This window comes from Paraburkholderia sp. 40, assembly GCF_050434105.1.
Classification (GTDB): domain Bacteria; phylum Pseudomonadota; class Gammaproteobacteria; order Burkholderiales; family Burkholderiaceae; genus Paraburkholderia; species Paraburkholderia tuberum.
On the sequence record NZ_JBNPVY010000004.1, the window covers coordinates 3,387,831 to 3,413,937 of the forward strand.

At 64.5% G+C, this 26,107-nt stretch carries 23 protein-coding genes; 8 read left to right on the forward strand and 15 right to left on the reverse strand.

Features of this window, described 5'->3' with window-relative positions; genetic code table 11:
- Positions 1–201 precede the first annotated feature (201 nt).
- Both OKW28_RS37675 and OKW28_RS37680 read right to left on the reverse strand, forming a co-directional pair.
- On the reverse strand, positions 202–633 hold the full coding sequence (locus tag OKW28_RS37675) for a hypothetical protein (protein WP_429452975.1): 432 nt from the start codon (positions 631–633) through the stop codon (positions 202–204).
- Positions 634–678: 45 nt separating this feature from the next.
- Positions 679–936, reverse strand: a complete 258-nt coding sequence (locus tag OKW28_RS37680) for a hypothetical protein (protein WP_429452977.1) — start codon at positions 934–936, stop codon at positions 679–681.
- A 121-nt stretch (positions 937–1,057) separates the two neighbouring features.
- Between OKW28_RS37680 and OKW28_RS37685 the strand changes: the two genes are divergently transcribed.
- Positions 1,058–1,717 carry a LysE family translocator gene (locus OKW28_RS37685; RefSeq protein WP_184055495.1) on the forward strand — a complete coding sequence of 220 codons (660 nt, stop codon included), beginning with the start codon at positions 1,058–1,060 and terminating at the stop codon, positions 1,715–1,717.
- 255 nt (positions 1,718–1,972) lie between these two features.
- On the forward strand, positions 1,973–2,761 hold the full coding sequence (locus OKW28_RS37690; protein WP_429452979.1) for a sulfite exporter TauE/SafE family protein: 789 nt from the start codon (positions 1,973–1,975) through the stop codon (positions 2,759–2,761).
- A 41-nt stretch (positions 2,762–2,802) separates the two neighbouring features.
- Here OKW28_RS37690 and OKW28_RS37695 read toward each other — a convergent pair whose 3' ends face one another.
- Together OKW28_RS37695 and OKW28_RS37700 are read right to left on the reverse strand one after the other, a co-directional pair.
- Positions 2,803–3,051, reverse strand: a complete 249-nt coding sequence (locus OKW28_RS37695; RefSeq protein WP_184041125.1) for a hypothetical protein — start codon at positions 3,049–3,051, stop codon at positions 2,803–2,805.
- Positions 3,052–3,391: 340 nt separating this feature from the next.
- On the reverse strand, positions 3,392–3,736 hold the full coding sequence (locus tag OKW28_RS37700; protein ID WP_429452981.1) for a BON domain-containing protein: 345 nt from the start codon (positions 3,734–3,736) through the stop codon (positions 3,392–3,394).
- Between the two features lie 385 nt (positions 3,737–4,121).
- On the opposite strand from OKW28_RS37700, the gene OKW28_RS37705 reads away from it, so the two are divergent.
- The 4 genes from OKW28_RS37705 (at position 4,122) to OKW28_RS37720 (ending at position 7,678) form a co-directional block, all read left to right on the forward strand.
- Positions 4,122–4,310 carry a hypothetical protein gene (locus tag OKW28_RS37705; RefSeq protein WP_429452983.1) on the forward strand — a complete coding sequence of 63 codons (189 nt, stop codon included), beginning with the start codon at positions 4,122–4,124 and terminating at the stop codon, positions 4,308–4,310.
- The gene (locus tag OKW28_RS37710) at positions 4,307–5,710 is read left to right on the forward strand and encodes a TAXI family TRAP transporter solute-binding subunit (RefSeq protein WP_429452984.1); all 1,404 of its coding nucleotides are present in this window, start codon (positions 4,307–4,309) and stop codon (positions 5,708–5,710) included. The genes OKW28_RS37705 and OKW28_RS37710 overlap by 4 nt, the downstream gene beginning before the upstream one ends.
- A 162-nt stretch (positions 5,711–5,872) precedes the next feature.
- Positions 5,873–6,529 (forward strand): 2-hydroxychromene-2-carboxylate isomerase, encoded by a 657-nt coding sequence (locus OKW28_RS37715; protein WP_429452986.1) that lies wholly within the window; start codon positions 5,873–5,875, stop codon positions 6,527–6,529.
- A gap of 198 nt (positions 6,530–6,727) precedes the next feature.
- A complete protein-coding gene (locus tag OKW28_RS37720; protein ID WP_429452988.1) occupies positions 6,728–7,678 on the forward strand; it encodes a LysR family transcriptional regulator in 951 nt (316 codons plus the stop codon).
- Here the strand turns inward: OKW28_RS37720 and xdhC are convergent.
- The 3 genes from xdhC to xdhA are packed head-to-tail and all read right to left on the reverse strand — an operon-like array spanning position 7,675 to position 12,218.
- The gene (gene xdhC, locus OKW28_RS37725; protein ID WP_429452990.1) at positions 7,675–8,265 is read right to left on the reverse strand and encodes a xanthine dehydrogenase accessory protein XdhC; all 591 of its coding nucleotides are present in this window, start codon (positions 8,263–8,265) and stop codon (positions 7,675–7,677) included. The two genes, OKW28_RS37720 and xdhC, sit on opposite strands and share 4 nt — an antisense overlap.
- Before the next feature lie 31 nt (positions 8,266–8,296).
- Positions 8,297–10,666 carry a xanthine dehydrogenase molybdopterin binding subunit gene (gene xdhB / locus OKW28_RS37730; RefSeq protein ID WP_429452992.1) on the reverse strand — a complete coding sequence of 790 codons (2,370 nt, stop codon included), beginning with the start codon at positions 10,664–10,666 and terminating at the stop codon, positions 8,297–8,299.
- A gap of 34 nt (positions 10,667–10,700) precedes the next feature.
- Positions 10,701–12,218, reverse strand: coding sequence for a xanthine dehydrogenase small subunit (gene xdhA, locus OKW28_RS37735; RefSeq protein ID WP_429452993.1), 1,518 nt, complete (start codon positions 12,216–12,218; stop codon positions 10,701–10,703).
- 389 nt (positions 12,219–12,607) lie between these two features.
- Here xdhA and OKW28_RS37740 point away from each other — a divergent pair, with 389 nt between their 5' ends.
- Positions 12,608–13,819 (forward strand): MFS transporter, encoded by a 1,212-nt coding sequence (locus OKW28_RS37740; protein WP_429452995.1) that lies wholly within the window; start codon positions 12,608–12,610, stop codon positions 13,817–13,819.
- A gap of 115 nt (positions 13,820–13,934) precedes the next feature.
- Here the strand turns inward: OKW28_RS37740 and OKW28_RS37745 are convergent, their stop codons facing one another.
- The 6 genes from OKW28_RS37745 to OKW28_RS37770 form a co-directional block, all read right to left on the reverse strand.
- A complete protein-coding gene (locus OKW28_RS37745; RefSeq protein ID WP_429452997.1) occupies positions 13,935–15,224 on the reverse strand; it encodes an oligosaccharide flippase family protein in 1,290 nt (429 codons plus the stop codon).
- Positions 15,225–15,255: 31 nt separating this feature from the next.
- Positions 15,256–16,992, reverse strand: coding sequence for a hypothetical protein (locus OKW28_RS37750; protein WP_429452999.1), 1,737 nt, complete (start codon positions 16,990–16,992; stop codon positions 15,256–15,258).
- A 58-nt stretch (positions 16,993–17,050) separates the two neighbouring features.
- The gene (locus tag OKW28_RS37755; protein ID WP_429453001.1) at positions 17,051–17,962 is read right to left on the reverse strand and encodes a glycosyltransferase family 2 protein; all 912 of its coding nucleotides are present in this window, start codon (positions 17,960–17,962) and stop codon (positions 17,051–17,053) included.
- 157 nt (positions 17,963–18,119) lie between these two features.
- Complete coding sequence (locus OKW28_RS37760) at positions 18,120–19,325, reverse strand: hypothetical protein (RefSeq protein ID WP_429453003.1); 1,206 nt, start codon at positions 19,323–19,325, stop codon at positions 18,120–18,122.
- A gap of 4 nt (positions 19,326–19,329) precedes the next feature.
- Complete coding sequence (locus tag OKW28_RS37765) at positions 19,330–20,430, reverse strand: glycosyltransferase (RefSeq protein WP_429453005.1); 1,101 nt, start codon at positions 20,428–20,430, stop codon at positions 19,330–19,332.
- 142 nt (positions 20,431–20,572) lie between these two features.
- Entirely contained in the window at positions 20,573–22,792 is a 2,220-nt protein-coding gene (locus OKW28_RS37770) for a GNVR domain-containing protein (RefSeq protein ID WP_429453007.1), read from the reverse strand.
- Positions 22,793–23,012: 220 nt separating this feature from the next.
- Here OKW28_RS37770 and OKW28_RS37775 point away from each other — a divergent pair, with 220 nt between their 5' ends.
- Entirely contained in the window at positions 23,013–23,396 is a 384-nt protein-coding gene (locus OKW28_RS37775) for a hypothetical protein (protein WP_429453009.1), read from the forward strand.
- 464 nt (positions 23,397–23,860) lie between these two features.
- Here OKW28_RS37775 and OKW28_RS37780 read toward each other — a convergent pair whose 3' ends face one another.
- Together OKW28_RS37780 and OKW28_RS37785 are read right to left on the reverse strand one after the other, a co-directional pair.
- A complete protein-coding gene (locus OKW28_RS37780) occupies positions 23,861–25,105 on the reverse strand; it encodes a glycosyltransferase (RefSeq protein WP_429453011.1) in 1,245 nt (414 codons plus the stop codon).
- Positions 25,106–25,197: 92 nt separating this feature from the next.
- Positions 25,198–26,082, reverse strand: a complete 885-nt coding sequence (locus OKW28_RS37785; protein WP_429454593.1) for a polysaccharide deacetylase family protein — start codon at positions 26,080–26,082, stop codon at positions 25,198–25,200.
- Between the last annotated feature and the right edge of the window lie 25 nt (positions 26,083–26,107).

Sequence of the window (26,107 nt, forward strand, 5' to 3'; positions counted from 1 at the left end):
TGATAGCCAGACGGTACAGAATCTTTCCGTGCATCACACGCGAGGATGAGGGAATGATAGGCAACTTGTCCCCGTAACTGTTGTCTGGAATATTCCACGACAACAGGTTCACTGCAATCCGAACTTCAACGCATGAGTTCGGGTTCGTGTTTGTACACGCGGTGTCGTGAACCGTTAGCCAATCCGGACTTTCCGGCATTCCTATTTCTCCAATTGAAGTTTGAGGTTTGCTATTCCGCGAGTAACTACGCGCACAGTGTGTCCGCTCTGGCTTGTGGTTCCCGTTATCACCCGTTTACCGTCAACGACAATTCTGTAACGCACGTTGGCGAGGGGTTGGCCATCGCTTTTTTTGAGCACGTAATACTCGTCGTGAGTGCGAATTTTCGACGTCAGCGCTGAGGCTGCCGTGCGACCGCGGCAATCGCACGCCCATGCATAACCCAGGGCGTCGGCCATTTCGTAACCGGTCGAATACGACCGAAGCCTATCCTGCGGAAACCATTCGCCGGTTTCGACGTTCATCGCCATTGCAGACGGCATTGGCGGGAAGTTTGAGTATATTGAATAGGTGACACGACAAACCTGGCACTCTTCCTCGCCCACGGCACCTTCCTTTTTCTGTTGTCCCATTTGACCTCTTTTGATTTTCCAGAAAACACCCGGCGAATTAAGCATCTAAACGGGGGCACGGTCAATGATTTTAATTTGAGACAAAACTTCTTTGACAGATATTAACGATTGCTCTGGCCATCTCATTTTTAGGCAAATTTTTCCCGATATCACGGCCAAACAAAAAAGCGGCATTGAGCCGCAATGCCGTTCAGTTAAGCAACTGAGCGGCATTTTGGTTTTTCTGACAAAAAAGCCGTTGTAAGCGAGCATGGCGATGTTAGCTTTCATCGCCATGCTGGCCGATGCGCTGAAGCGAGTCATCGCGCGTCGAGTCTCACCCATCCCCGCCCTTGCCCGCGATTTTCGGTCTGGCTATGCTGGCGGGTGCGCCGGCTGCCCGCAGGCGACCGCCCCAACCAGAACAACGCTCGAGAACCTGCCCATGTCCACCACCAGTCTGTTTTTCACGGCCGCCGGCGTCGGCCTCGCGATCGCCGCGCCGGTCGGCCCGATGGGCATGCTGTGCATCCGCCGAACGCTGAGCGGCGGTCCGCGAGCGGGACTCGCGATCGGCTTCGGCATCGCCAGCGGCGACGCGGCCTACGGGCTGATCGCGGCGCTCGGCCTCGTCGGCATTTCGCAGTTCATGCTCGCGTACGACCGCCCGCTGCATCTGCTCGCGGGCCTGTTCCTGCTGTATCTCGGCGTGCGCGCGCTGCTGCAGAAGCCGCCCGCTGAAACCGCCGACGGCAATGGCAATGGCAATGGCAATGGCAACGGCAAGCTCGCGCAGATCGGCCGCGCCGGCGCGCTGCGTGCGTACGCGAGCGCGCTGCTGTTGACGCTGACCAATCCGCAGACCGTCATCATGTTCGCGGCGCTATTCACGACGCTCGCGCCACGCGGCGCGTTCTCGCCGGCCATCGCGCTGACGACGGTCGGCGGTGTGTTCGCCGGCTCGATCGCGTGGTGGTGCTGTCTGGTGACCATGGTGTCGCTCGCGCGTCATGCGATCGGCAGCAGGCTACGCGTCGCGATCGATCGCGTGGTCGGCTTCACGCTCGCGGCGTTCGGCGTCGTCGAAATCCGCCGCGCGCTCTGAGCGGCACCTCACACGCCATGCGGCACATCAGCGCCGTACACGCCGAACGCGGCCCGCTGCCAGCCGCGACGCGCTCCCCCTGAACAAGTGCCGCACGCTGGCGCGGCAGTTTTGCGACAATAGCGCCTTTCGCCGCTGAGGCGCCGGCCGACGCGGCCGTGCAGCGCACCGCACGCCGCCGCACCCACCCGCCCGGCGCGTACGCCGGCCTTGCCGCCCCAACCCTTCACCCGCGCTGCGTCAGCTGTCCGTTCAATGGCTCTACCCCACATCGATCTGCTGTACTCCGTCTCCGGCCTGTTCGTCGGCTTTCTGGTCGGGCTGACGGGCGTCGGCGGCGGCTCGCTGATGACGCCGATCCTCGTCCTGCTGTTCAAGGTGCACCCTGCCACCGCGGTCGGTACCGACCTGCTGTACGCGGCCGCCACCAAGGCGACCGGCACGCTGGTGCACGGGCTGAAGGGCTCGGTCGACTGGCAGGTCACGCTGCGCCTCGCGGCCGGCAGCGTGCCCGCGGCGACCGTCACGCTGATCCTGCTGCATCGCTATGGAATGGATACGCCCGGCGCGGGCCGGCTGATCCAGGTCGTGCTCGGCGCGGCGCTGCTGATTACCGCGATCGCGCTGGTGTTCCGTCCGCAGCTCGCGGCGCTCGGCGCGCGCAAGCAACGCGCGCCGAGCCAGGCACGCACGCTCGCGCTGACCATGCTGACCGGCGCGACCCTCGGCGTGCTGGTGTCGTTGACGTCGGTGGGCGCGGGTGCGATCGGCGTCACGGTGTTGTTGCTGCTGTATCCGATGCTGCCGACGACGCGCATCGTCGGCTCCGACATCGCGCACGCGGTGCCGCTGACCTTGCTCGCGGGCGCCGGACATTGGCTGCTCGGCTCGATCGACTGGTCGATGCTGCTGTCGCTGCTGGTGGGATCGCTGCCCGGCATCGCGATCGGCAGCTATCTGGCCTCGCGCGCGCCGGACGCGCTGCTGCGCAATCTGCTCGCCGCGACGCTGACGCTGGTCGGCGTGCGGCTGGTGTTGTCGTGAGGCGCTGAAGACGCGTCAAGCGCGCACACCGCAACCCGTGTCTATTTGAAAAACCGGCAGGTCAGATCCGCCTCGAACTGCCTGACCCACTGACCGTGGCGGTCGTAATACGACTGTGACCAGCTGCCGCGCCGCACGGTGACGACCCGCTCGTGCGCCGGCTCACCGGGTGCCGCGCTCGCGCTGATGTCGAAATGCGCGGGCGCGAAACCGTGTCGCGCGCACACCAGTTCGAATGCCGCGCGATCGCCGATCGGCAGATCGATATAGCGAAACAGCGTGGTTTCCATGACCTTGGCTCCCTCTTCCCTCTTGGTCACAGTACGCCTCGCGATGCGTCGGTAATGTGTCGCAGCGCACGAATCCGCGACGGCCGCGCCTCCATCAGGACCTGTGCGTGCGGCAAGCCGCATTGCTGCGGTCCCGCAAACCTCGCGAGTGCCACGCCTTAAAACCGGCTGCGAAAAAAAAGCTCCGGCGATCATGCCGGAGCCTCCAGGTTGATAGATAGACCTCGCGCCGCGATGCAAGCGCGGCGTCAAACCGTCTACGCGACGCCGGTGACGGCGCCCATGCACCAAGCCGCGGCGCGACGCGGCCCTTGCGGCGCCGCGCGCGCACGCGCATCGCTTACTGCTGCATCACGGTCAGCTTGTTCGACACCGACGTCACTCCCGCGACACCCTTGGCGGCTTCGCCGGCCGAATCGATCTGACCCTGGTCCGGCACCGTGCCGGTCAGCGTCACCGCGCCGCCGCGCGCGCGCACGGCGATGCTCGATACGTCGAGACCTTGGGTCTTGGCCAGCGCGGCGCGCACCTTGCGGCCGAGTTCGTGATTCGCGTGCTTGCCGGCCTTGACTGCGGCTGCCGCCGACGCCGTATCGGTTGCCGGAGCGTTTTGGGCGTAGACGTTGCACGCCACCACCATCGCCACAACCGGACCCAGTGCTTTCAGAAAACCGACCGTCTTCATAGCTCTCTTCTCCTTGGTTTCACATTGGACCGCATGAACAAGCGGCATCGTTACGACTACGGGCGGCCGTCATCGCGCGAACGCGCGCGTGAGCGACGGCCATCAACGGCTGTGACACGATGTGCAAGAGGCGAGAGAGGCTGATTACCGGTAACCGGCAAACCGCGACGTCCGCCGACGCACCCGGTTCTTGTCCGTCTTGCCGGGGTCGCGCGCAAACGTTGGATCGCGGTAGCGATGCACAATTTAATCTAGCCGGCACAGAAGCGCAAAGGGTTTAGCGTGCGGCGTGGCGCGCCGACAGCGGATGCATCATGCGTGCCGGATAGAAGCAGACACTCTCCGCGGTCGCGCAAGCATTTGCACGGCCGTCATGCCAGCGCTCATGCTGGCGTTCACCGCGGCGCTCACCATTTGTTACGCGTTTGTCGGCGTGACGGGCGGCTACGCGTTTCGCGGCCGCGCCAATCTCAGGTACCATCGGCGCGACGCGTGCTGGCGCGCCGCCCAAGCCCCCCAAGCCGCCTTCGCGCATTCGAGCCCGATCGACTGCCGCTTTCAGATGATCCGATGAAGCCTGACACCGGCCGCACCCGCCCTACCCATCTCGTTGCCCGTTTTGTCGCGATCTCGTGGCGCGACCTGGCGGTCTCGTTCGGCCCGCTCGTGCTGCTCGTGATCGTCGCAATCTGGGCCGCCGTGCGGCTGATCCAGCCCGCCCCGCCGAATACGCTGACGATTAGCGCCGGTCCCGTCGGCAGCACATTCTGGATCGCCGCGCAGAAGTACAAGACGATCCTCGAGCGCAACCGCATCACGCTGAACGTGCTGGCCTCGCAGGGCTCGCAGGAAAATCTGAAGCGGCTGTTGGACCCGAACGCAAACGTCGACGTCGGCTTCGTGCAGAGCGGCATCGCGCCCGCCGGGCTCGACAAGGACAAAAGCCTGATGTCGCTCGGCAGCGTCGCTTACGTGCCGCTCGCGATCTTCTACCGCGGCGCCCCCGTCGACTGGCTGTCCGGGTTCAAGGGCGAACGCCTCGCGATCGGCCCCGAAGGCAGCGGCACGCGCGAGCTCGCGCTCGCGCTGCTGAAGGCCAACGGCATCGTGCCGGGCGGTCCGACCCAACTGCTGCCGCTGACGGGCGACGCAGCCGCCGACGCGCTGATCGACGGCACGATCGACGCGACCTTCCTTGCGGGCGACTCGGCGCAGCCGGCCGTGATGGGCAAGCTCTACCGCACGCAGAACGTGCGCTTCTACGATTTTTCGCAGGCCGACGCGTACACGCGCCGCTTTCCGTACCTGACGCAGCTGAAGGTGCCGATGGGCGCCTTCGACCTCGGCAAGAACCTGCCGGCGAACTCAATCAGCATCGTCGCGCCGACCGCCGAGCTGATCGCGCGCGATTCGCTGCATCCGGCGCTGTCCGATCTGCTGGTCGAAGCCGCGCGCGAGGTGCATGGCGGCGCGACGACGATGCAGCGCGCCGGCGAATTTCCCGCCCCGCTCGCGCACGACTTCCCGCTTTCCGACGACGCCGCGCGCTACTACAAGTCGGGCAAGAGCTTCCTTTACCGGACGCTGCCGTTCTGGATCGCGAGTCTCGCGGACCGCCTGCTGGTGATCGTCGTGCCGCTGATCGTGCTGCTGGTGCCGGCGCTGCGCGTCGTGCCCGGGTTGTACGCGTGGCGCGTCAAATCGCGCATCTATCGCTGGTACGGCGCGCTGATCGCGATCGAACGCAGCGCGCTCAGCGAACATTCGTCGGCCGAACGCGCGTCGCTGATCGAGCGGCTCGACGCGATCGAAGACTCGGTCAACGGCATGAAGATGCCGCTCGCGTACGCGGACCAGTTCTACGTGCTGCGCGAGCACATCGGCTTCGTGCGGCGGCGGCTCACGGAAAGCCGCGACACGCGGGGTGGGCTGGACGAGGCCGACGAGCAGGTGGCCGATAAAGTCAAAGGCTGAGCGCCTCTGACGATACCGCCGGAACTACGCCCACCTGCCGCCACCAGGGGATATCGACCGGTGCAAGCCGGGACCGCACCGCGTAAGATCGCTACAATTTTGATGAGATAACGGACGCACCGTCCGCATCGTCCGACACAGGCACCCTCCCGGGAGACATTTATGACCGTTGGCATCGACGCCCAACAGCGGCAGTGGTTTTACGATTTCGTCTCGCCGTTCACCTACCTGTTGCTCGAGCAATACGACAAATGGCCCGGCTTCGACTTCGCGTTCACGCCGGTCGTGCTGAACGATCTGTATCGCCACTGGGGCCAGCGCTCCGCGTACAGCGTGCCCGCCAAGCGCACCTTCATGTACCGGCACGCGCTGTTTCGCGCGGAGCAGCTCGGTATCCCGTACAAAATGCCGCCCGCCCATCCGTTCGATTCGATCAAACCGCTGCTGCTCGCGACCGCCGCGAACGGCGACGTGCAATTCGTGCGCGAGATTTTCCGCTTCATCTGGCGCGAGGGGCGCGATCCGTCGAGCGACGAAGCGTTCGCCGAGCTGTGCGAGCGCGTCGGCAAGCCGGACGGCCCGGAACTGATCCAGGACGAAGCCGTGCAGGCGCAATTGCAGCGCAATACCGCCGATGCGATCGAACTCGGCGTATATGGCGTGCCGACGTTTCGTCTGAACGATCAGCTGTTCTGGGGCGAGGACGCGCTGCCGATGGTGCTGTACTGCGCGCGCACGCCGAACTGGCTCGAATCGCGCGAGGTGAAGCGGATCAGTTCGCTGCCATGGGGGCTGCCGGACAAACCAACACCGGCATAACACGGTGGCCGCTGCGGACCGCGTCCTGGTTGCGGCTTCGGCCCGAACGAATCGATGCCGGCAGGCGTCGCGCTGATGCCGGCCATACCGTGCCCACTATGCCGCCGAAGCGCAAACGGGCCTAAGGTTAAGCTTTCGCATCCCCCGCTCGCCGCGCGGCGAGCTCATCGGCAGCGCCCGCGCCGCCACGCTTCGATCATGGACGACACCGCCGCCTCCCTCGATATCTGGCTCGTGCGCGTGCTGCGCACGCTGCTCGTCGAGCGCAGCGTCACGCAGACCGCGTTGCGGCTGAACCAGACCCAGCCCGCGATCAGCACCGCGCTGCGCAAGCTGCGCGAAACGCTCGGCGATCCGATTCTGGTGCGCGGCAAGTCGGGCATGGTGCCGACCGAATACGGCGAGTCGCTGCTCGCGGCCGCGCAGCGCGTGCTGCGCGATGTCGATTTCGTCGCGACGCCGCATGGCGATTTCGACCCGGGCCGCTCGCGCCGCACTTTTCGCGTCGCCGCGCCCGACTATCTGAACGACTTCTTCATGCCGACCGTGATCGCGCGTTTTCGCGAAGCGGCGCCGCATGCGCGGCTCGAAATCGAATCGCTGGGGCCGCTGCTCGATCATTCGGCCGCGCTCGACGCCGGCGAACTCGATCTGGTGATCGGCAACTGGCCGAAGCCCGATCCGCGCTTCGAGCGCAGCGACCTGTTCGCCGATACCGTCGTGTGCATGATGCGCGCGGACCATCCGCTGACACACGAGCCGCTCAGCCGCGAAGCCTATCTGGCCGCGCCGCATCTCGCGCCGACACCCTACAGCGGCGCGCGCGGCGGCGCGATCGATACCGGCTTCGCTCGGGCGAAGGCGAGCCGGCGCATCGTCGCGACGCTGCCCTACTTCGGCCTCGTCGCGCAGACGCTACTGCAATCGGATCTGATCTTCACGACGACGCGGCGTTTCGCGATGCACTACGCGAGCATGTTGCCGCTCGCGGTCGTCGACGTGCCGATCGCGTTTCCGCGCATCCGCTGCTATCAGTTGTGGCATCCGCAGCCGGATCGGCCGAGCGATATCGGCTGGCTGAGGACGTTGATGTCCGAGGTGTCGGGTGAGCTGGTCGCGCGCAAGCCCCCGTTGCGCCGTATGGCCTAAACCGTGATCTGCTCCGTTGCGCGGACGTGGTTCGCGGCCTGCCCCAACGCATGAACCGTCGCGGCCTGCCGTGTCCTCAGTCGCAGTAGTTGCGCGCACACCGCAATCGCGATCGCGGCGGGCGCCTTGTCGATGATCCCTTCGACGCCGATCGGGCAGGTCATCTCCGCGAGCCGCTCCAACTCCACGCCTCGTTCGAGCAGTCGCCGCTCGAACTTCACGCGCTTCGTGTTCGAGCCGATCATGCCGAAGTAGCTGAAATCACGCCGTCGCATGATGCGCAAGGCCAGCGAAAAATCGAGCGCATGGTTGTGCGTCATCACCAGAAACCACGCGCCGGGCGGCGCCGCGTCGACGATCGCCTCGGGCGTGTCGGTCGCTTCGATCTGCACGTTGGGCGGCGTTTCGTCGGGGAACAGCTCGTCGCGTTCGTCGACCCACTGGACCACGCACGGCAGGCTGCCAAGCAGGTGCACGAGCGCATGACCGACGTGTCCCGCGCCGAACAGCACGATGTGCATCGGCGCCGGCCGCGGTGCAAGCTCGGACCCGGTACCGCCCGGACAATAATTCAGGCGTGCTTCCATATTGCGCTCCCAACTCGTTTGCCACTTGCCATCACGCCTGCCGCGCGGCCGCCGTCGCGGCCCGCACCGCGCCGACCGCTTTCAGGATTTCCTCGTTGGTCGCGGGCGCATTGAGCGGCGGATTGACCTGATGGCCGCCGACCGCAGACACCGCGTCGCGCACCGCGAAAAACACCGAGAACGGCAGCAGCAGCGGCGGCTCGCCGGTCGCTTTCGAACGATGGATGCTGTCCTCCGCGTTACGGTTCCTGAACAGCCTGACATTAAAAACCGGCGGCACGTCGTTGACGGTCGGGATCTTGTACGTCGAGGGCGCGTGCGTCATTAGCTTGCCGCCGGCGTCCCACCACAGCTCCTCGGTGGTGAGCCAGCCCATGCCCTGAATGAACGCGCCTTCCACCTGGCCGACGTCGAGCGCCGGATTCAGCGATGCGCCGACGTCGTGCAGCGCATCGGCGCGCAGCACGCGCATTTCGCCGGTCAGCGTGTCGATCACGACTTCCGATACCGCCGCGCCATACGAGTAGTAGTAGAACGGCCGTCCTTGCAGCTTCGACTGGTCCCAGTAGAGCTTCGGTGTCGCGTAGAAGCCGTCGGACCACAACTGGATGCGCGCGAGATAAGCCTTCGCGACCACTTCCTCGAACCGCACGGCGACCTCGCCGACCATCACGCGATCATGCGCGAAGCGCACGTCCCGCGGCTTCACGCTGCCCGCGCCGAAGCGCTCGGCCGCGAACGCGGCGAGCCGCTCGCGCAACTGGCGCGCGGCGTCCTGCGCGGCTTTGCCGTTCAGGTCGGACCCAGTCGACGCGGCCGTCGCCGACGTATTGGCGACCTTGCTGGTATCGGTCGCGGTCACCCGAATCCGGTTGAAACCGACGCCGAGTTCATGCGCGACGACCTGCGCGACCTTCGTGTTCAGCCCCTGGCCCATTTCGGTGCCGCCGTGGTTCACGAGCACCGAGCCGTCGGTGTAGATATGCACGAGCGCGCCGGCCTGGTTGAAGTGCGTGACGTTGAACGCGATGCCGAACTTGACCGGCGTGAGTGCCAGGCCCTTCTTCAGGATCTCGTTGTTCGCGTTGAATGCGTCGATCTCCTTGCGGCGCGCGCGATAGTGGCTGGTCGCTTCGAGCTCGTCGATCAGCTCGTGAATCACGTTGTCTTCGACCACCTGGCCGTACGGCGTCTGGTTGCGTTCGGTCTTGCCGTAGAGATTGCGGCGGCGCACGTCGAGCGCATCGATGCCGCACGAGCGCGCGACGTTGTCGAGAATGTACTCGATCGCGAACGCGCCCTGCGGGCCGCCGAAGCCGCGAAACGCCGTGTTCGACTGCGTGTTGGTCTTGCCGCAGAAGCCGTCGATCGAGACGTCCGACAGCCAGTACGCGTTGTCGAAGTGGCACAGCGCGCGCGTCATCACCGGGCCCGACAGGTCGGCGGAAAAGCCGCAGCGCGAGGTCATGTCGACCGCGACGCCTTCGATCACGCCCTCTGCGTCGTAGCCGACTTCGTACGTGTAGTGGAAATCGTGGCGCTTGCCGGTCACCATCATGTCGTCGTCGCGATCCGGGCGCAGCTTGACCGGGCACAGCAGCTTCCACGCGGCGAGCGCGGCGCAGCACGCGAACAGCGCCGACTGCGATTCCTTGCCGCCGAAGCCGCCGCCCATGCGCCGGCATTCGATCACTACGTTATGCGAAGCCACGCCCAACGTGTGCGCGACGAGCTGCTGCATTTCGGTCGGATGCTGGGTCGAGCAGTAGACGTGCATGCCGTCGTCGTCCTTCGGCACCGCGTACGAGATCTGCCCTTCCAGATAGAACTGCTCCTGGCCGCCGAGCAACATCTCACCGGCCTCGCGATGCGCGGCACGCGCGATCTTCGTGCCAGCGTCGCCGCGCGCGAGCTTCATCGGCGGCAGCACGAACTGGTTCGCGGCGCGCGCCTGCTGCGCGCTCAGCACCGCCGGCAGTTCTTCGTAGACCACGTCGGCGCGCCGCGCGCCGAGACGCGCCGCCTCGTGCGACGTCGCGACCACGATGAACATCGGCTGGCCGACGTATTGCACGACGCCGTCGGCGAGGATCGGATCGCCGCCATGGACGATCGGGCCGACGTCGTTGACGCCGGGGATGTCGTCGGCGGTGAAGACCGCGACGACGCCGGGCGTCGCGCGCACCCTGTCGAGCGCGATCGAGACGATCTTCGCGTGCGCCTTCGACGACTGCCCCAGCGCCGCGTGCAGCGTGCCGGCCAGCTCGGGAATGTCGTCGGTGTAGGTCGCGCGGCCGCTTACGTGCAGATGCGCGGACTCGTGCGGACGCGAAACGTGCACCTGGGTGAAGTCGTCGAGTTCCTGAACCTCTTTCAGGAACGGTTCGGCTTGCTGGTTCATGGTTGTGTTCTCCGTATCCTTGAACGCGCGGCGCTCAGGCGCTCGCGCCGGCCGGCGCGACCGCGCGCACGTCGAGCGCGCTCTTCGGCAGCGGCTGCCGCGCGCGCGTTTCGAGCCAGAAGCGGTACAGCGTGTTCTTCGCCGCTTCGAGGCGGTAGTCGCTGCTCGCGCGCATGTCGGTGAGCGGCGCGTAGTCGTTGCCGAGCGCGAGCATCGCGGCCTGTGCGGTCGCCTCGTGCCATTCGGCGTCGCGCAGCACGGCTTCGGCATTGAGCGCGCGCTTCGGCGTCGCGGCCATGCCGCCGAACGCGATGCGCGGCTCGCGGATCGCGTCGCCGTCGGCGATGAACGAGAACGCCGCACAGACGGCCGAGATGTCCGAATCGAAGCGCTTCGACAGCTTGTAGGTACGAAAGCGCAGGTTCGCGCGCGCACCGCCCCGCGCGGGCACCTTCAGGCCGACGACGAACTCGTGCCCGGCCATGTCCGTCTTCTGATACGCGAGGTACAGGTCTTCGAGCGGCATCTCGCGCTCGATGTCGCCACCACGCACGATCACGCGCGCGCCGAGCGCGATCAGCCCCGGCATCGAATCGCCGATCGGCGAGCCGTTCGCGATGTTGCCGCCGAGCGTGCCGGCGTTGCGGATCGGCAGCGACGCGAAGCGCTGCCACATTTCGGTCAGCTCCGGGTACTGCTTCGCGATCTCGGCATACGCTTTTTCGACGCTGACGCCGGCGCCGATCTCGATCCAGTCGTCATTGGTTTCGAGCTTTTGCAGCTCGGCGATCTGTCCGACGTAGACGAGGTTGCCGAGCTCGCGCATCTGCTTGGTGACCCACAGGCCGATGTCGGTGCTGCCCGCGAGCAGGCGCGCGGCCGGTTCCTGGTGTTTGATCCGCGCGAGCGCCGCGACCGTGCGCGGCGCGGCGAAGCGCTGGCCCGCGTGCTCGTACTGAAACGTGTCGCGGCGTTCGAGCGTCGCCAGCGTGTCGGCGAGCGCCTTTACGTCGACTGGCGCTCGCGGCGCGGGCGCGTCGAACATGCGCTCGGCCGCGTCGACGATCGGCCGGTAGCCGGTGCAGCGGCACAGGTTTCCGGTCAGCGCATTGCCGATCGCCTCGCGCGACGGCACCGTGCGGTTCGCGCAGCCATGCTCGTGGCCGTGCTTCTCGTAGAGCGCCCACATCGACATGATGAAGCCCGGCGTGCAGAAGCCGCACTGCGAGCCGTGGCAGTCGACCATTGCCTGCTGCACCGGATGCAGCGAGCCGTCCGGCTGGCGCAGGTCTTCGACCGTGAAGAGCGCGCGGCCGTCGAGGGTCGGCACGAACTGGATGCAGGCGTTGACCGCCTTGAAGTCGACGCCGCCCGCCGGATCGCGCTCGCCGATCACGACGGTGCAGGCGCCGCAGTCGCCCTCGGCGCAGCCCTCCTTGGTGCCGGTGCAATGCGCGTCCTCGCGCAGATACTGCAGCACCGTGCGGGTGACGGGCGCGTCCTCGATTTCGCGGATCGCGTTGCGGTGATAGAAACGAATCGGCTCGGTCATGTCTCTGTGCTCTCGTCTGTTCCGTGTTCGCGCGGACACGCCGCGTCGATGGTCTGAAAGCTATCACCGTCAATAAAGGCAACCCATAGCTCGAACCGCATGGGGGACATATTCGTCGCGCGATATCGAAGTGGATTTGCGCACGGCAGCGCTTATGTTGCTCTGACGATTTTGCCGTTTTTATCGACTCTTAACGGTTTAACGGACATTCCAGATTTTGGCATGCCCTCTCGCCTCGCCGAACAATCGCGCGCTAGTGGCGTGAAAACGGACCTTTATCACGTCACAACCCGCCATTGATTCGCCCCATTTTTTAAGCAAACCCTGCAAGGGAATCGGTTCCATGGGACAATCACGCCTTCCCGCCGAATTCAAGTCTCGTTTTCCCGATGTCCACCGACTCCGCGTCCGCCCGCAGCGAATTTGCGACGACCCTGCAGATCATTCCGGTCGTCTTTTTCACCTTTCTTTGCTACCTCGCGATCGGTATTCCGCTCGCGGTGCTGCCCGGCTATGTGCACGCCGACCTCGGCTACAGCGCGGTGCTGGCCGGCGCGGCGATCAGCGTGCAGTACCTCGCGACGCTCGCGTCGCGGCCGCTCGCGGGCCGCTCGGCCGATACGCTCGGGCCGAAGCGCACGGTGTCGATCGGTCTGCTCGGCTGCGGCGCGAGCGGCGTGCTGCTGTTGCTCGCCGCGCTGACCGGTCGCTGGCCGGGGCTGAGCCTCGCACTGCTCGTGTGCAGCCGGCTCGTGCTCGGCTTCGGCGAGAGCCTGTGCGGCACCGGCGCGATTCTGTGGGGAATCGGCCGGGTCGGCACCTCCAACAACGCCCGCGTGATTTCGTGGAACGGCATCGCGACCTACGGCGCACTCGCGATCGGCGCACCGCTCGGCGTGATGATCTCGCGCTCGATCGGCTTTACCGCGCTCGGCATTCTGGTGATCGCGCTCGCGGGGCTCGGCTATTACCTCGCGCGTCTGATCGCGCCGGTGCCGGTCGTGCACGGCGAGCGGATGTCGTATCGCAGCGTGTTGACGCGCGTGCTGCCGCACGGTATGGGTCTCGCGCTCGGCTCGGCCGGCTTCGGTTCGATCGCGACCTTCATCACGCTGTTCTATGCGGCGAAGCACTGGCCGAATGCGGCGCTGTCGCTGACGCTGTTCGGCACGCTGTTCATCGGCGCGCGCCTGCTGTTCGCGAACACGATCAAGACCTACGGCGGCTTTCGTGTGGCAATCGCGTCGTTCTCGTTCGAATGCGCGGGTCTGTTGATGCTGTGGCTCGCGCCCGAGCCGCATATCGCGCTCGCGGGCGCCGCGCTGACCGGCTTTGGCTTCGCGCTGGTGTTTCCGGCGCTCGGCGTCGAGGCGGTCGGGCTCGTGCCGCCGGCGAGCCGCGGCGCGGCGCTGTCCGCGTACTCGGTGTTTCTCGATCTGTCGCTCGGCATTACCGGGCCGCTGGCGGGGTATATCGCCGGCGAGTTCGGTTACGGCTCGGTGTTCCTGTTTGCCGCGATCGCGGCTGCCGCGGCGGTCGTGCTGTCGACGGTGCTGTATCTGCGCAACGCGAAAGTAACCAGTCTGTCTACCGCGCAGTAAGCACTCGCAGTGAACGCGCGCAACGACCGCGCGGCGCAGACGCAACAAGGCCGCGACGCGCAAAGTCTTCACGACGCGCGCCGCGGCCATTCGATCCCGCTGTCCATCCTCGCGGCTAATCTCTCTCCGCCGCCATCTCCTGCTCGATCGTCGTCTGCGCGCGCACCGCGATCTGGCCGTGATTGATTCGGCTCGACACGTTGTACACGCCGATCAGCATGAACAGCTCGGTGGCGGCCACCGAGCATGCGGTGCCGACACCGCCCCAGAAGTAGATGCTGATCGGTGCCTGCACCAGATGGAACAGCGCGCCGTAGACATAGATCCGCTTCAGCAACGACTGATTGCCCGACGCGATGATCGTCAGCATCACCTGGGTCGTCGTCATGCCGACGATCGCCGGCACGAACACGAGAATGCGCAAAATGCGGAACGTCTCGCCGAACGCCTCGCCGAGAAAACGTCCGACGAACCATTCGCCGAGCACCGTAAAGCCAACCAGAATCAGCACCGCCGACGCCGCGAACGCGACCATGAAGCCGCGGTTGACCTTGTGGATATAGGCGATGTCGTTGCGCTCGTAAGCGACGCAGATCTTCGGAAAGAACGCCTGGATGGCCGGCGCCGTGCACGCGCGTAGCGCGTTGGTGAGTCGCTCGGCCGCCACGTAATAGCCGACCGCGCCCGGGCCGCTGATCATGCGCAGCATGATCACGTTCGCGTACATGTACACGGACGTCAGCGCCGAACCGAGAAAGATGTGATACGCCTCTTTCGCCTCGGCCATCACGTCGGCCCAACTGACCCGCACGGTCAGCAGGATCTCGCGCTTCCAGATCAGCGCGCCCATCAGGATCACGCCGCACACGAAGGTCGGCGCATATTGCAGAGCGGCCGCGAGCATCACGTCGTCGCGAGTCCTCACGAACAGGAACAGCGGAATCAGCAGACCCACGCGCGTCGCGAGCAGCGTGCCCGCGAGCACCGGCAAGCGCTGCGTGCCTTCGTAGAAGCAGCCGGGCGTGAGCACGCCGCCCCAGATCACGAGCGAGCCCAGCAGCGTCGCACCGCGCTCCTGCGGCGACATGTGCGCGGCGAAGGCCCAGCCGACCAGCACCAGCGAGCACAGCAACGCGAGAATCGCGCGGCCGATCGTGGTCGACCAGTAGATGCGGTTCACGACCTCCGGGTTATCGATGTGCACCGCCACCTTGCGCGCGCTCGACAGGCCGAAGCCGAAGTCGACGATGACGAGAAGAATCTGCGAAATCGATTGCGCGTAACCGATCACGCCCAACCCGGCCGGCCCAAGTACGTGCGACAGATACGGCAACGTAACGAGCGGCAGCACGTAGTTCAGTGCGTACACCGAATACAGCGCGATGATGACGTTTCTCGTCGACACAATCGTCCTGTTTGCAGTAGACGGTTAAAACTCAGGTCGAAAAAACAGAATACGACACGAAAGCAGGTTCACTTAGTGCGATATCGATCTTGTTGTAGCGATCGTCTTCGCCGTTTGCGTTCAACACCGCGCTCTTCACCGCATTGCCGATCAGATTGCTTACCACGGTCTTGTAGTTGGCGTCGCTTGCGTCGGTTGCGAACAGGATTTCGGCGAGTAGAGCATGGCCGCGTGTGGCCGCGCGCAATACCACGCGGCCCGAGGTCGAGCGCAGCACGTTGATCGCGATGCGCGTCGTCTCCTGCGACACGGTCTGGTTTCCGCAATGCAGCGCCGCCGCGACGCCGCCGCGTTCGTAGCCGACGCCGAGATTCAGCGCATGCACGAGGCTCGCGTCCTTGCCGCCCGCGATCGCGCCGCCGCCCGGATACGCCTTGGCGTAACCGACGATCGTGTCACCCGCGCGATCGCCGAAATTGCCCTGAATCGTGATGCCGTCGAGCGGTGTGCTGCCCGGCGCGGTCGAACTGCCGTACACGAACTGCGGGCCGTCGCAGCCGGCGTTCTCGTCGTCCTGGCCGGGACGGTAGCGATTGCCGACGATCGTCGCCCCTTGCTGGTAATCGATCTGGATGTGGCAACTCTGACCGGCCGGAACATCGAGGTACGACGGATGGCCGCGCGTCGAGAATTTCCAGCGGCCGATCTTGCCGTCGCCGCCGCAACCGTTGCGCGAGAAGTAATTGCCGTTCACCACCTTGCCCCAGTTGCCGCTCTTCATATAGACGCCGGCAAAGCCATTGCGATCGAACACCGCGCCGACGATCAGCGACTCCGCGCCGAGAATCACGCCGTGTCGCGCGTTCCATTCCCAGCGTCCGCCGATCACCTGCCAGAAGTTGTCGACGATATCGGCGCCGGCCGTATGGCAGAACATGCCGATGCAATTGATCAGCGAGCCGTCGGTGTGCTCGGTCGCGTAGAAGCCGCGCTCGCACATGTACGCATAACAGCGCTCGAGCGTCGAGGTGACGCCGAGTTCGTAGCCCGCGCGCGAAAAACCGATCGCCGTGCAACGACTAGCCCCGGCCGACGTACCGAAGTGGATGCCGATCGCCGTGTTGCCGGTGTGCGCCGGATAGTTGGCGAGGTAGTAGATGACCTTGTCGTAATGCGCGGGCCGTACCTGCACATGCTCGACGAACGCCGAGTCGCCCAGCGTCAGCGCCGCCGACCTCGGGCCGCCCGAGTCCTGTCTCTCCAGCACGGTTGCCCCCATCGCGATGTCGGTGATCACCACGTATTCGCCGCCGCCGTCGCCGCGCAGTCTCGAGCCGTTCGCGGTGGCCAGGTCGCCGGTGTAACGCCAGATGCCGCGCGGCAGATACAACCCGCGCGCACCGCTCGCGAACGCTTCCCTGAGTTCAGCGCCGCAGTCGTAACCGGACGCGCCGCGCTGGATCGCCGCCAGCCGGTGCGGATCGACGAAGCGCGCGACGCTGACCTCGAGTCCCGCGACGATATCGCTGAGCGTCTTCAGATAGCTCGGCGCAACCGGTTCCGATGCGGCACGCTCGGGCACGGACGCGGCGACGCGCAGGATGCCGCCGGCGCCGTCGCCCGCGCCGTTACCCATACTCGCGAACGCGCCGCGCTCGCGCGGCGCGTGCCCCGTCGCGCGCGCGACGCCCAAATCGGCTGTGCTTGCACTGGCCCCGGCCAGGCCGCCGAGCAGGAACGTCTTGAGCGCCTGTCGCCGGGTTTTCATCTAGCCTTCCCCCATTGCGTTACTCCGTTCTTTTTTCACGTCGAGACATCGACAGGCATCAGTCCACCGTGATGCTTTGCCCCTGCTCGGCGGCCGGACGCGCGCTCACGGTCATGGGGACCGGCACCGCACGCGCCTTCGCGCTGCGACTCAGGCCCTGCACGCCTGGCGGTCTGAACAGCGGCACACGATACTTGCGGCTGAAACGCCACAAGCTGTTCATATGCCGGCGCCCCGCCTTGCTCAGGAAGCCCGCTGCCGACGCACGCTGATGCTCGTGCGTGAGTCGCGCGCCCGGCACGCACAGCACGCGGTAGCCCGCCTGCCAGATGCGCGCGCAAAAATCGACGTCCTCCATATAGAGAAAGAAGTGCTCGTCCATGCCGCCGAGTTCGCCGAACAACGCGCGCCGCACGATAAAGCCCGTGCCCAGCACCCACTCGGCCTCGAACGGCGTGCCCGCGGCCCACGCTTCGCGCATCATGTGGTTGTCGATGCGGCGCTTGAACGCGCCGAGCCGCCCGAGCGGCGAACGCCGGCCGAGTATGTCGAGCACCGAATAAAAGCGCCGCGCGGAAAACTGCCGCTCGCCATCCGGATAGATCAGATCGAGACCGACGAGGCCGACATCCTTCTCCGTTCTGAACAACTGCACCGCGTTTTCGAGCGATGTATCGACGAAATAGGTGTCCGGGTTCAGCACGAGCACGAGTTCGCGCAGACAACCGACCATGCCGAAATTGACGCCGGCTCCGAAGCCGCGATTGATCGACGTTTTGACGAGCCTCACTCCCGTCGGAAGCGTCTCCCTCAGATAGGAAAACGAATTGTCGGGTGAAGCGTTGTCCACCACGACGATGTCCTCCTTATCCGCAATCGAAAGTTCTAGCACGGAGCGCACGCAATTTCCGACCAGTTTTGGCGTGTTGTAATTGACGATCACCACGCTAAACATTCCCTTCAGGTTCATCCCCACCTCCTGCTTTACATCAGGTGTTTGTGGAATTACCCCCAAACACGGCTTTCTGGTTCTTGCACCTTGCTTCGCGCTGTTCGCGCGCACTACCGACTACCCACTGCTCGTCCGCGCGATGCAGACGATCTGGAGCGCACTGCCTTCTCGTTCGCTACGTGCTGTTTGCACGCGGTCCGCCCACGTAATCGAACACTGGCAATGTCATCAGGATGAAGACAAACGGAATCACTTCGATCGATTGATAGAAGATCGTTTGAAATAAAGCGGCCCACACGCACAACGAAATCCGGCTCGCGCTGCTCGCGAGTTTCGTCACCGATATCAGCACGCCGTAATAGAAGATCGCGCCCATCAGGCCGATATTCAGAATCTGCTGCAGCACGCTCGATTCGACGATGCCGAACTCCTGTTTCACCGGCTCGGGTGCCGAGTTCGTGACGAGCCCAAAGTACGTGCCGGCGATCACGTTGACCGGCAATACGAGCGACTTGGCCTTTTCCCATGCTTCGGTGCGGCCGTCGTTGCCGTCCGATTGCAGATCGGTCGCGCCTATGATCCGTTCGGTGCCGACGTTGACGACACTATCGTTCTGACTGCTCACCGCGACGCCGAAGATCATGATCGCCATCGTCGCGAACACGGTGGCAACGATCAGTTTCGCGTTTCTCGTGATGAACTGGATCGGCGCCTGCACGAACGCGAGCCCGAACGTGCCGAGAATGATCAGCATGCCGCTGCGCGACAGCGCCGAGAAAATCGCGAAGCTGAGCACCACGCACGCGAGGCCCGACAGCACGTTCTTGCGCACCAGATAGTCGACGCCGCACAGCGACGCGGCAATCGCGACGAACAGCGGGTAGTGCAGATAGCTGCCGGTCAGCGACGGCGCGCGCAGATTGTCGAAGCCGTACGTCGCGCCGGGCAGATCGATCGGGAAGACGTTCTGCTGCTGCGCGAGCGCGACGCCCGCCTCGATCAGCGCGATCAGCACGAGCCCCGCATAGGCGACGCGCGGCTGCACGAAGCGCCTCTGATAGTTCGAGATCGCGTAGAAGTAGATGAACAGCGTGAAGATGAAGACGAACAGATAGGACGGCCCGAACTCACCGGTGAGCGCGAGCGTCGCGACGATCGACAGCCCGGTCGAGAACAGCATGCCCACGAGGAAGCCGAACGACAGGCGTCCTTCGTCGCGGAAGTAAGCGGCGATCGCCGTCGGCGAGATGTACCACACGAGCAGCCCGACGATACCGCCGACCTGGATCAGATAGGCGGCGTCCTTGCCGATCAGATACTCGAGCACGCCGCGCGAGGCACACAGCAAGACGGCCAGCAGATAGGCGATGGTTGCGATCATGGCGTCAGGCCTGATACGCCACGGAGGCGTTGAGGTTGACCGGATCACCGTGGTAGATGCGCTCGATCACGTCCTGGAACTCATCGATTTCGCAGACGTTGAGCAAGGTACCGTCGTGCTCGACGCCTTCCGCGCCGAGCGGCGTCGAGACGACCGGCAGTTTCGCCGCGAGCATTTCGAGCGTCTTCAGCTTGACGCCGGCGCCCGACAGCAGCGGCACCACGCCGATATCGGCGGACTCGAAGTACTTGCCCGGATTTTCGACGAAGCCGGTCACGCAAATATCGTCGCTATTCAGGCGCTTTACGCGGTCGCTCGGATCGGAGCCGACCACGAACAGCTTCAGTTGCAGGCCGCGCCGGCGCAGCGGCAGAAAAATCGTGTCGATGAAATTGAGCAGCGCCTCTTCGTTTTCACGGCGTTGCATCGCCCCCCAGAACAGGATGTTGCCTTTCTCGACCGTGTCTTTCGAGCGCCGCACTTCCTTCAGAAACGCCGGCAGTGAGATCGGCACGACCTGCAACGTGCCGACCCCGGGGTACAGGCCGTTGATCAGCTGCGCGTCCTTGCTGGACAGCACGAGCACCTTGTCGGCCAGCTTCAGCAGACGCTGCTCGAGCATGAACGTCTGCCGGGTGAACAGCCATCCTTCGATGGACTTGACCCGCAACATGACCTGGATCTGCACGTCATGCGCGCACATCACGATCTTCACGCGGTCGTGGAAACGGTCGCGCAGATTCTGGGCATACGCAAAGCATTGCGAAAACTCGAGCCGCACGGTGTCGTATCGGTTCCGGTCGACGAGCTCGCAGAGGTACTTGCCGATCGCGGGCTTATAGCGCGAGAACAGGCGCGGTGAAAAAGTCAGCGGATTCGCGAGGAACGACGGAATCAGGTCGAACCGGCTCACGTACTGGATGTACACGTTGCGCACGTTCGCGCGGAACTCGATGGCTTTTTCGTCGACCGGCACGCGCGACACGATCAGCACGTCGAGCTCCGATTCCGCGCTCAGTTTGATCAGGTAGTCGTAGGCCAAACGGTGGCCAGCTTGCGGCGCGTTTTTCTGAGGCAGAAAAGGCGTGACGAATAGCTGTTTCATCCGAGTAGTCCCTTGCCTGTACGGTACGCGCTCGGCGAGCGCGGCCGTAAGATCCCTTCGCATTGCCATGTTGGTGTTCTGATCGGTCCAGTCGGGCGCGACGCCCCGCACTGCGGGCGCGTCGCGAACCAGGCGCCCGTGCTTATCTGTCGTACGGTTTGTAGATGTAGGCCGCGTAGCGATAGCGTCCGTAGCCGTAGCTGTAGCGTCCCGGCCGCATCCGCAGTCCGTTCATGATCACGCCGCGCACCGGCAGGCCGACCTTCTGCATCTGGCGGACCGACTCCCGCAGCTCGCCGATGCCCGTGACACCCTGACGCGCGACGAAGAACGTCGTACCTGCCACGCAGGCGAGCCGGACCGCATCCGCGGCGAGCAGCACCGGCGGTCCGTCGAGCAGCACGACGTCGTAGCCGGTCGCGACCTGGCGCAGCACCGCTTCGAGCCGTGTGTTCGACAGCACGTCGCTCGGGCTCGCAACCTGGCGGCCGCTCGCGATGAAGTCGACACCCTGGAAACGGGTCGCGCGAATCAGCTCTTCGGGACGGTACGCGCCCTGGATCAGATCGGTGAGGCCAGGGCCGCGATCGCCGCCGAGATGCCGATGCAGGAAGCCGCGACGCAGGTCGCCGTCGATCAGCAGGACGCGCTTGCCGGTCGCACCGATTACCGCGGCGAGATTCAGCGACACGAACGACTTGCCGATGCCCGGCGTCGGGCCCGTGATCAGCACGATATGGTTGCGCGCCTTGGTCATCGTGAATTCGAGCGCGGTGCGAAAGCCACGCAGACTTTCGATGGCCGGATCGATCACCGCTTCGCCCGCGAGCACGAGCGCCTTCGATTCCGGACGGCGACGGCTATGCGCGAACCGCTCTTCCTGACGGCTGAACGGCACGCTCGCGTAGACCGGCAAACCGGTGCGCAGCTCGACTTCGTACGGATCGTCGATCGCGTCGAACAGACGCTGACGCACGAGCGCGATCACCGCGCCGACGAACACGCCCAGCATCAGCGCGCCGATGATGATCAGCAGCGGCTTGGGCCGCACCGGCGTATCGGGCGCGACGGCGCCGTCGACGATGCGCACGTTGCCGGACTTACCCGCCTTGATCAGCTTCAGCTGTTCGAGCGTATTGCGCAGCGACGTATCGAGCTCGGTGCCGACCTGCACGTCGCGCTGCAGGCGCAGCACGTTCTGTTCGAGCGGCGGCAGCGATTGCGTCCGGCTCGCGAGATCTTTCGCTTCCTGTTGCGCCGCATGCAACTGCGCGTTGACCGACTGCACGGCCGGATGCTGGTCGGTGAAGCGCGACAGCAGTTCATTGCGCTTCTGTTGAAGTTCCGCGAGCCGCGTCTGCGCCTGAACCGACAGCTGCAGCAAGTTGGTCGCTTCCTCGCCGAGATCGACGGTGCCATGCTTCGCGCGGAAGTCGTTGAAGCGCGTTTCCGAATCGGAAAGCTGCTGGCGCATTTCCGGAAGCTGTATTTCGAGGAAACGGATCGAACGCTCCGCTTCCTCGGATTTGCGCTTCAGGTTCTGGCTCACGTATTCGCCAGCGATGGTCGCGAGAATCGCGCTGATCCTCTTAGGATCGCTGCCTTCGAGCGACACGCCGAGGATGTCCGATTCCTTGCCTTTTTCCGAGATCGTCAGTTCCTTGCGCAGCTTTTCGGTCGTCGTCAGCGCGGACTGGCGCCGCACTTCGAAGGTCGCGCCGGGATTCGCCTCGATCCGGTCGACGACGAGCGTGAGCGGCCCGTAGTTGGTCGTCGCGCTCAGCGGTTGGCCGACCGTGCCTTCGAGCTTCAGCTTGCCGTATTGCAGCTCGTAGCTCGATCCCTCGCCCATCTTCAGCACGAACGGACGGTCGAATAGCTCTTCGGGGACGTCGAATTTCGACACCGTGATGCGCTCGTTGCCGTACACGTAGCCGTGCGGTCCCGGCGTCGACAGATGATCGGAATGACGGCCGAGCCAGCGGCCGAACAGCGGGAAGTAGCGCGGCGCCGCTTCGATGTCGAGATTGAGCTTGTCGACCGCGCGGCCCACCACCATGCGCGAGCCGATCACCTGTGCCTCGCCTGACGTCGCGGTCTTCACGTCGAACATCGCGGACACGTCGCCGATCACGCTCTTGGACGAGGTACCCGCGTTCTCCTCGACCTGCACCAGAATGTCCGCGCGATACACGGGTTGGGAGAACACCGAATAAGCGATGCCGAGCGCGACCGCGATGGCCGTCGTGATGGCAATCAGCTTGCGATTGTCGTACAGCGCATCCAGATAATTCGCGAAGCCTGCCGGCGCATGTTCGCTGTTGTTGTTCCGGCTATCGAACGGTGTACTGCTTTGGTTCATGCGAGTTCTCCCAAAGTCTCGACGGTTTGCCACTTATTCTCAGCGCCGGGACCGGCACGTCGCCGCATACAGTCATGCCTGTGTCCATCGAGCTGACCGCCTCGATCGGACGGGGGTAGCCGATTTACGCCACATCGGCTACCTTTGTGTGTAACAGCGCCTATGCGAGGTCGGCTCTTTTCCCTAACATCGCACCACATGCTTTCTTACGGACCCCGAAATGAACAAACTTCTTGCCGCCGTATTGCCGGTATTGCTGACCGCCCAGGTGGGTTACGCCCAGAGCATCGTGTCCGCCGCCTCTTCCGCTTATGCGCCGCGTTATGTGGCCAATCACTCGCAACTCGACGCGATGACGCCTCATGCGGCCAGTTCCACCACGCTCTACGGCTCCTCGTCGGATTTCGCGTACGCTAAAAAGAACCGCTATGTCGCGCCCAACGTGTACACCCAAACGAAAAACAGCCTTCCGAAGCAGAAACGTACAAGCGTTGCACAGCCTGTCCGCGGCAAGAACTCAGCGGACCCCTACGGCAGCGATTTGTGGAATTCAGACCAGACCTACGCGTCTCCCGAGACCTCCGATCCATACAGCGTGCGCTGAGCTGTAGCGCATCACCGTCTGGATACCCCCGTATCGCCGATGTGGCCGCTTGCGGCCACATTCCTGTTTGGTTGAACTGACTGCCGGGCCCGGTAGCGAAGGTTCCCCGATTAGCCGCGTCTCGTCCGCCGTTTTTCCACGCAAACGCTCACGACATACACATGCTTTTGTTCTAATGAGTCTGGCTTTTTCGCCGACCCATTGAGTCGATCATCGCCAACTCCGCGCCGTCACCGCGGCCTCGTTTACTCTGTCGAGCCACGCGCTTCAGCGCTCGATAAAATGCCTTTCCTTGACGATCATAATATTCAGAGAGCCCGTCCTTACAACGTTCGGCAGCGCACACAAAAGCCGATTGCTACAGGATTGCTTCAGACCAATCACGCGATAAAAAAACACGTGTTCAAAACGACGATAACGGCACGGATATACACGCCGTTTGCCACAATCAGCGCCGACTATTTTCAGGGCGCCGGACGCGGATTATCCGCATAGCGCGCGCGAAGGCGCGACGGCGCGACGTGCGTCGAACTTTCGCCGATGTGCATGATTTCAGCCAGACGCCGCGCGTAATGCTCGGGAAGATATTCTTCGACGTCGTACTTTCTGTGCTCATCGGCCAGATGAATGGCGAGTTCGCCGAGCGCCTGTTTCAGACTGCCCGGATCGAACTTGAACTTGATCTTGTTGCCGACCGATTCCGCGGTCACCGCCATGCTGCCGCCATCGCGAACCAGCACCGGCAGACCGAGCATCGCCGCCTCGATCACGACAAGGGGCGCGTTCTCCGCGCCCACCGACGGCACGACCACCGCATCGGCGAACTCGCGCATGGCGGGAAACAAGTGCTGCTGCGGCATCGTGCCGAACAGGATCAGCTTGCGCTGTGCGATCAGCGACGCGTAGCGCTGCTCGATCGCCGCGCGGTCCGGGCCGTCGCCGTACACGCCGATGCAATTGATGCGCTCGAAGCCCGTCGCCTCGCAGAGCGTCAGAAATTGCGGCAGGCCTTTCTCCGGCGAGATCCGTCCGACGAACGCGATGTTGAAGCGCTCCTTGTCACGCACCGTGACGATTGGCATCGCGCTCGGCACCGCCGACGGATTGTGCACGATGACCGTATTCTCGATGCCGACGCGATGCAGCGCCTGCTGCATGAACAGGCTCGGGCACAAGATCCTGTCGAACACGCGCGCGGGCTGATAGGCCGTGCGCACCGCGTGCCACCACGCCTTCGTCATCAGATCGTGCACGAGGCCCTTCGGCGTCGGCCGCAACGTGAAGACCGCGCGTGTGCGCAGCACGTCGAGCGGCAGAATGATCGGACGCCTATCCTTGTCGAAGTACTGCAGCGACGGGTTGTAGTAGACGAGGTGATAGTCGTGGCAGGTGTGATACGCGCGATAACCGAACTGACGCTCGTGCCGCGCGATCACGCTGAGAATCGAAGGCGACAGCACGTTGTGGTAGTTGTGCACCATCAGCCGATGCGGCCGGAAACGATGCAGCGCCCTTTCGAGCGCGCGCGCGGCGGTCGTGTTCCAGGAGCGCGACAGCATCGTCGAGCGCGCGGAAAACTGGCTATCGTCGAAACGCTCGACCTCGACGCCGGGCAGCGTGCCCAACAGCTCGGCCGATTGTTGATAGACCACTTCCGCGCCGCCCATGTGCGCGTAATCGTTGATCACCAGTACCCTGCAGCGCTGCATGTCCCCTCCTGTCGTATGCCCCTCGTGCCGTCTCGCGAAAAACCCGGACGGCGTTGCCCGGACGAATCGCTTCGTCCAGGCGCTCCCTCTGTTCAAAACTGCGGAAACTTGCCGCGCCAGCCTCCACCCTCGCGCAGATAGCGCAGAAACAGCGCAATGCCGCTCAATTGCGCCGCGAAGCGCAGCGTCGATGCCGCATCGTCGATGATGATCGTGCGCAGCCGGTACGGATCGGTGTGCTGATCGTTCCAGCCGATGTCGCAGGTGCGCGCGGTTTTGAAGCCGGCGGCCCGCACGAACTCCACTTCGCGTTCGCCGTAATTGCCGTTCGGATACGCGAAGTGCTCGCACGGTTGTTGCAGCAGCGCCGCGATCTCATGGCGGCTGTCGCGGATTTCGGCCTCGCTTTCAGCGTCGCTGCAATGCGTGAGGATCGGATGGAAGCGTGTATGCGCCTGGAAGTCGATGTGCTCGCGCATCGCCTGCATCGCTTCGATCGACAGGCCGGTTGGCCGGTCATCGCCGTCCTGCTGGTAGCCTTGGGCCGCCAGCGCGGCGAGGCGCTCGTCGTTCGTCATCCGCTTCAGACGTTCATGGCCGACGCGCAGCGAGCCCGGATGCAGCCACCAGTGACTGCGCGGCCGTCCGACGATGCGGCTGCACAGGAAGATCGTCGGGCGCACGTTGTGCCTGATGAACACCGGCAACAGCTTCGCGTTGCCCGCGTGGCCGTCGTCGAGCGTGATCGCCACGCGTGGCCGGCCGCGGCCGCGCGCGCTGACGTCGGTCAACGGCACGAACTCGCACAGCTTGCCGAGATAAGTCAGGTGACGGTCGAGCGTGTCCGGATCGGGATCGTGATAAAGCAGCACGGCCACGCGATCGCGCCACAGCACCTTGCGCGTGAACCACGCGAGACCCGAAATCAGGACGAAGCCCGCAAGCATCTCCTTCACGAGCATCTTGTAGCGCTTCATGCGGCGCCCGCGGTAGCTGTCGGAC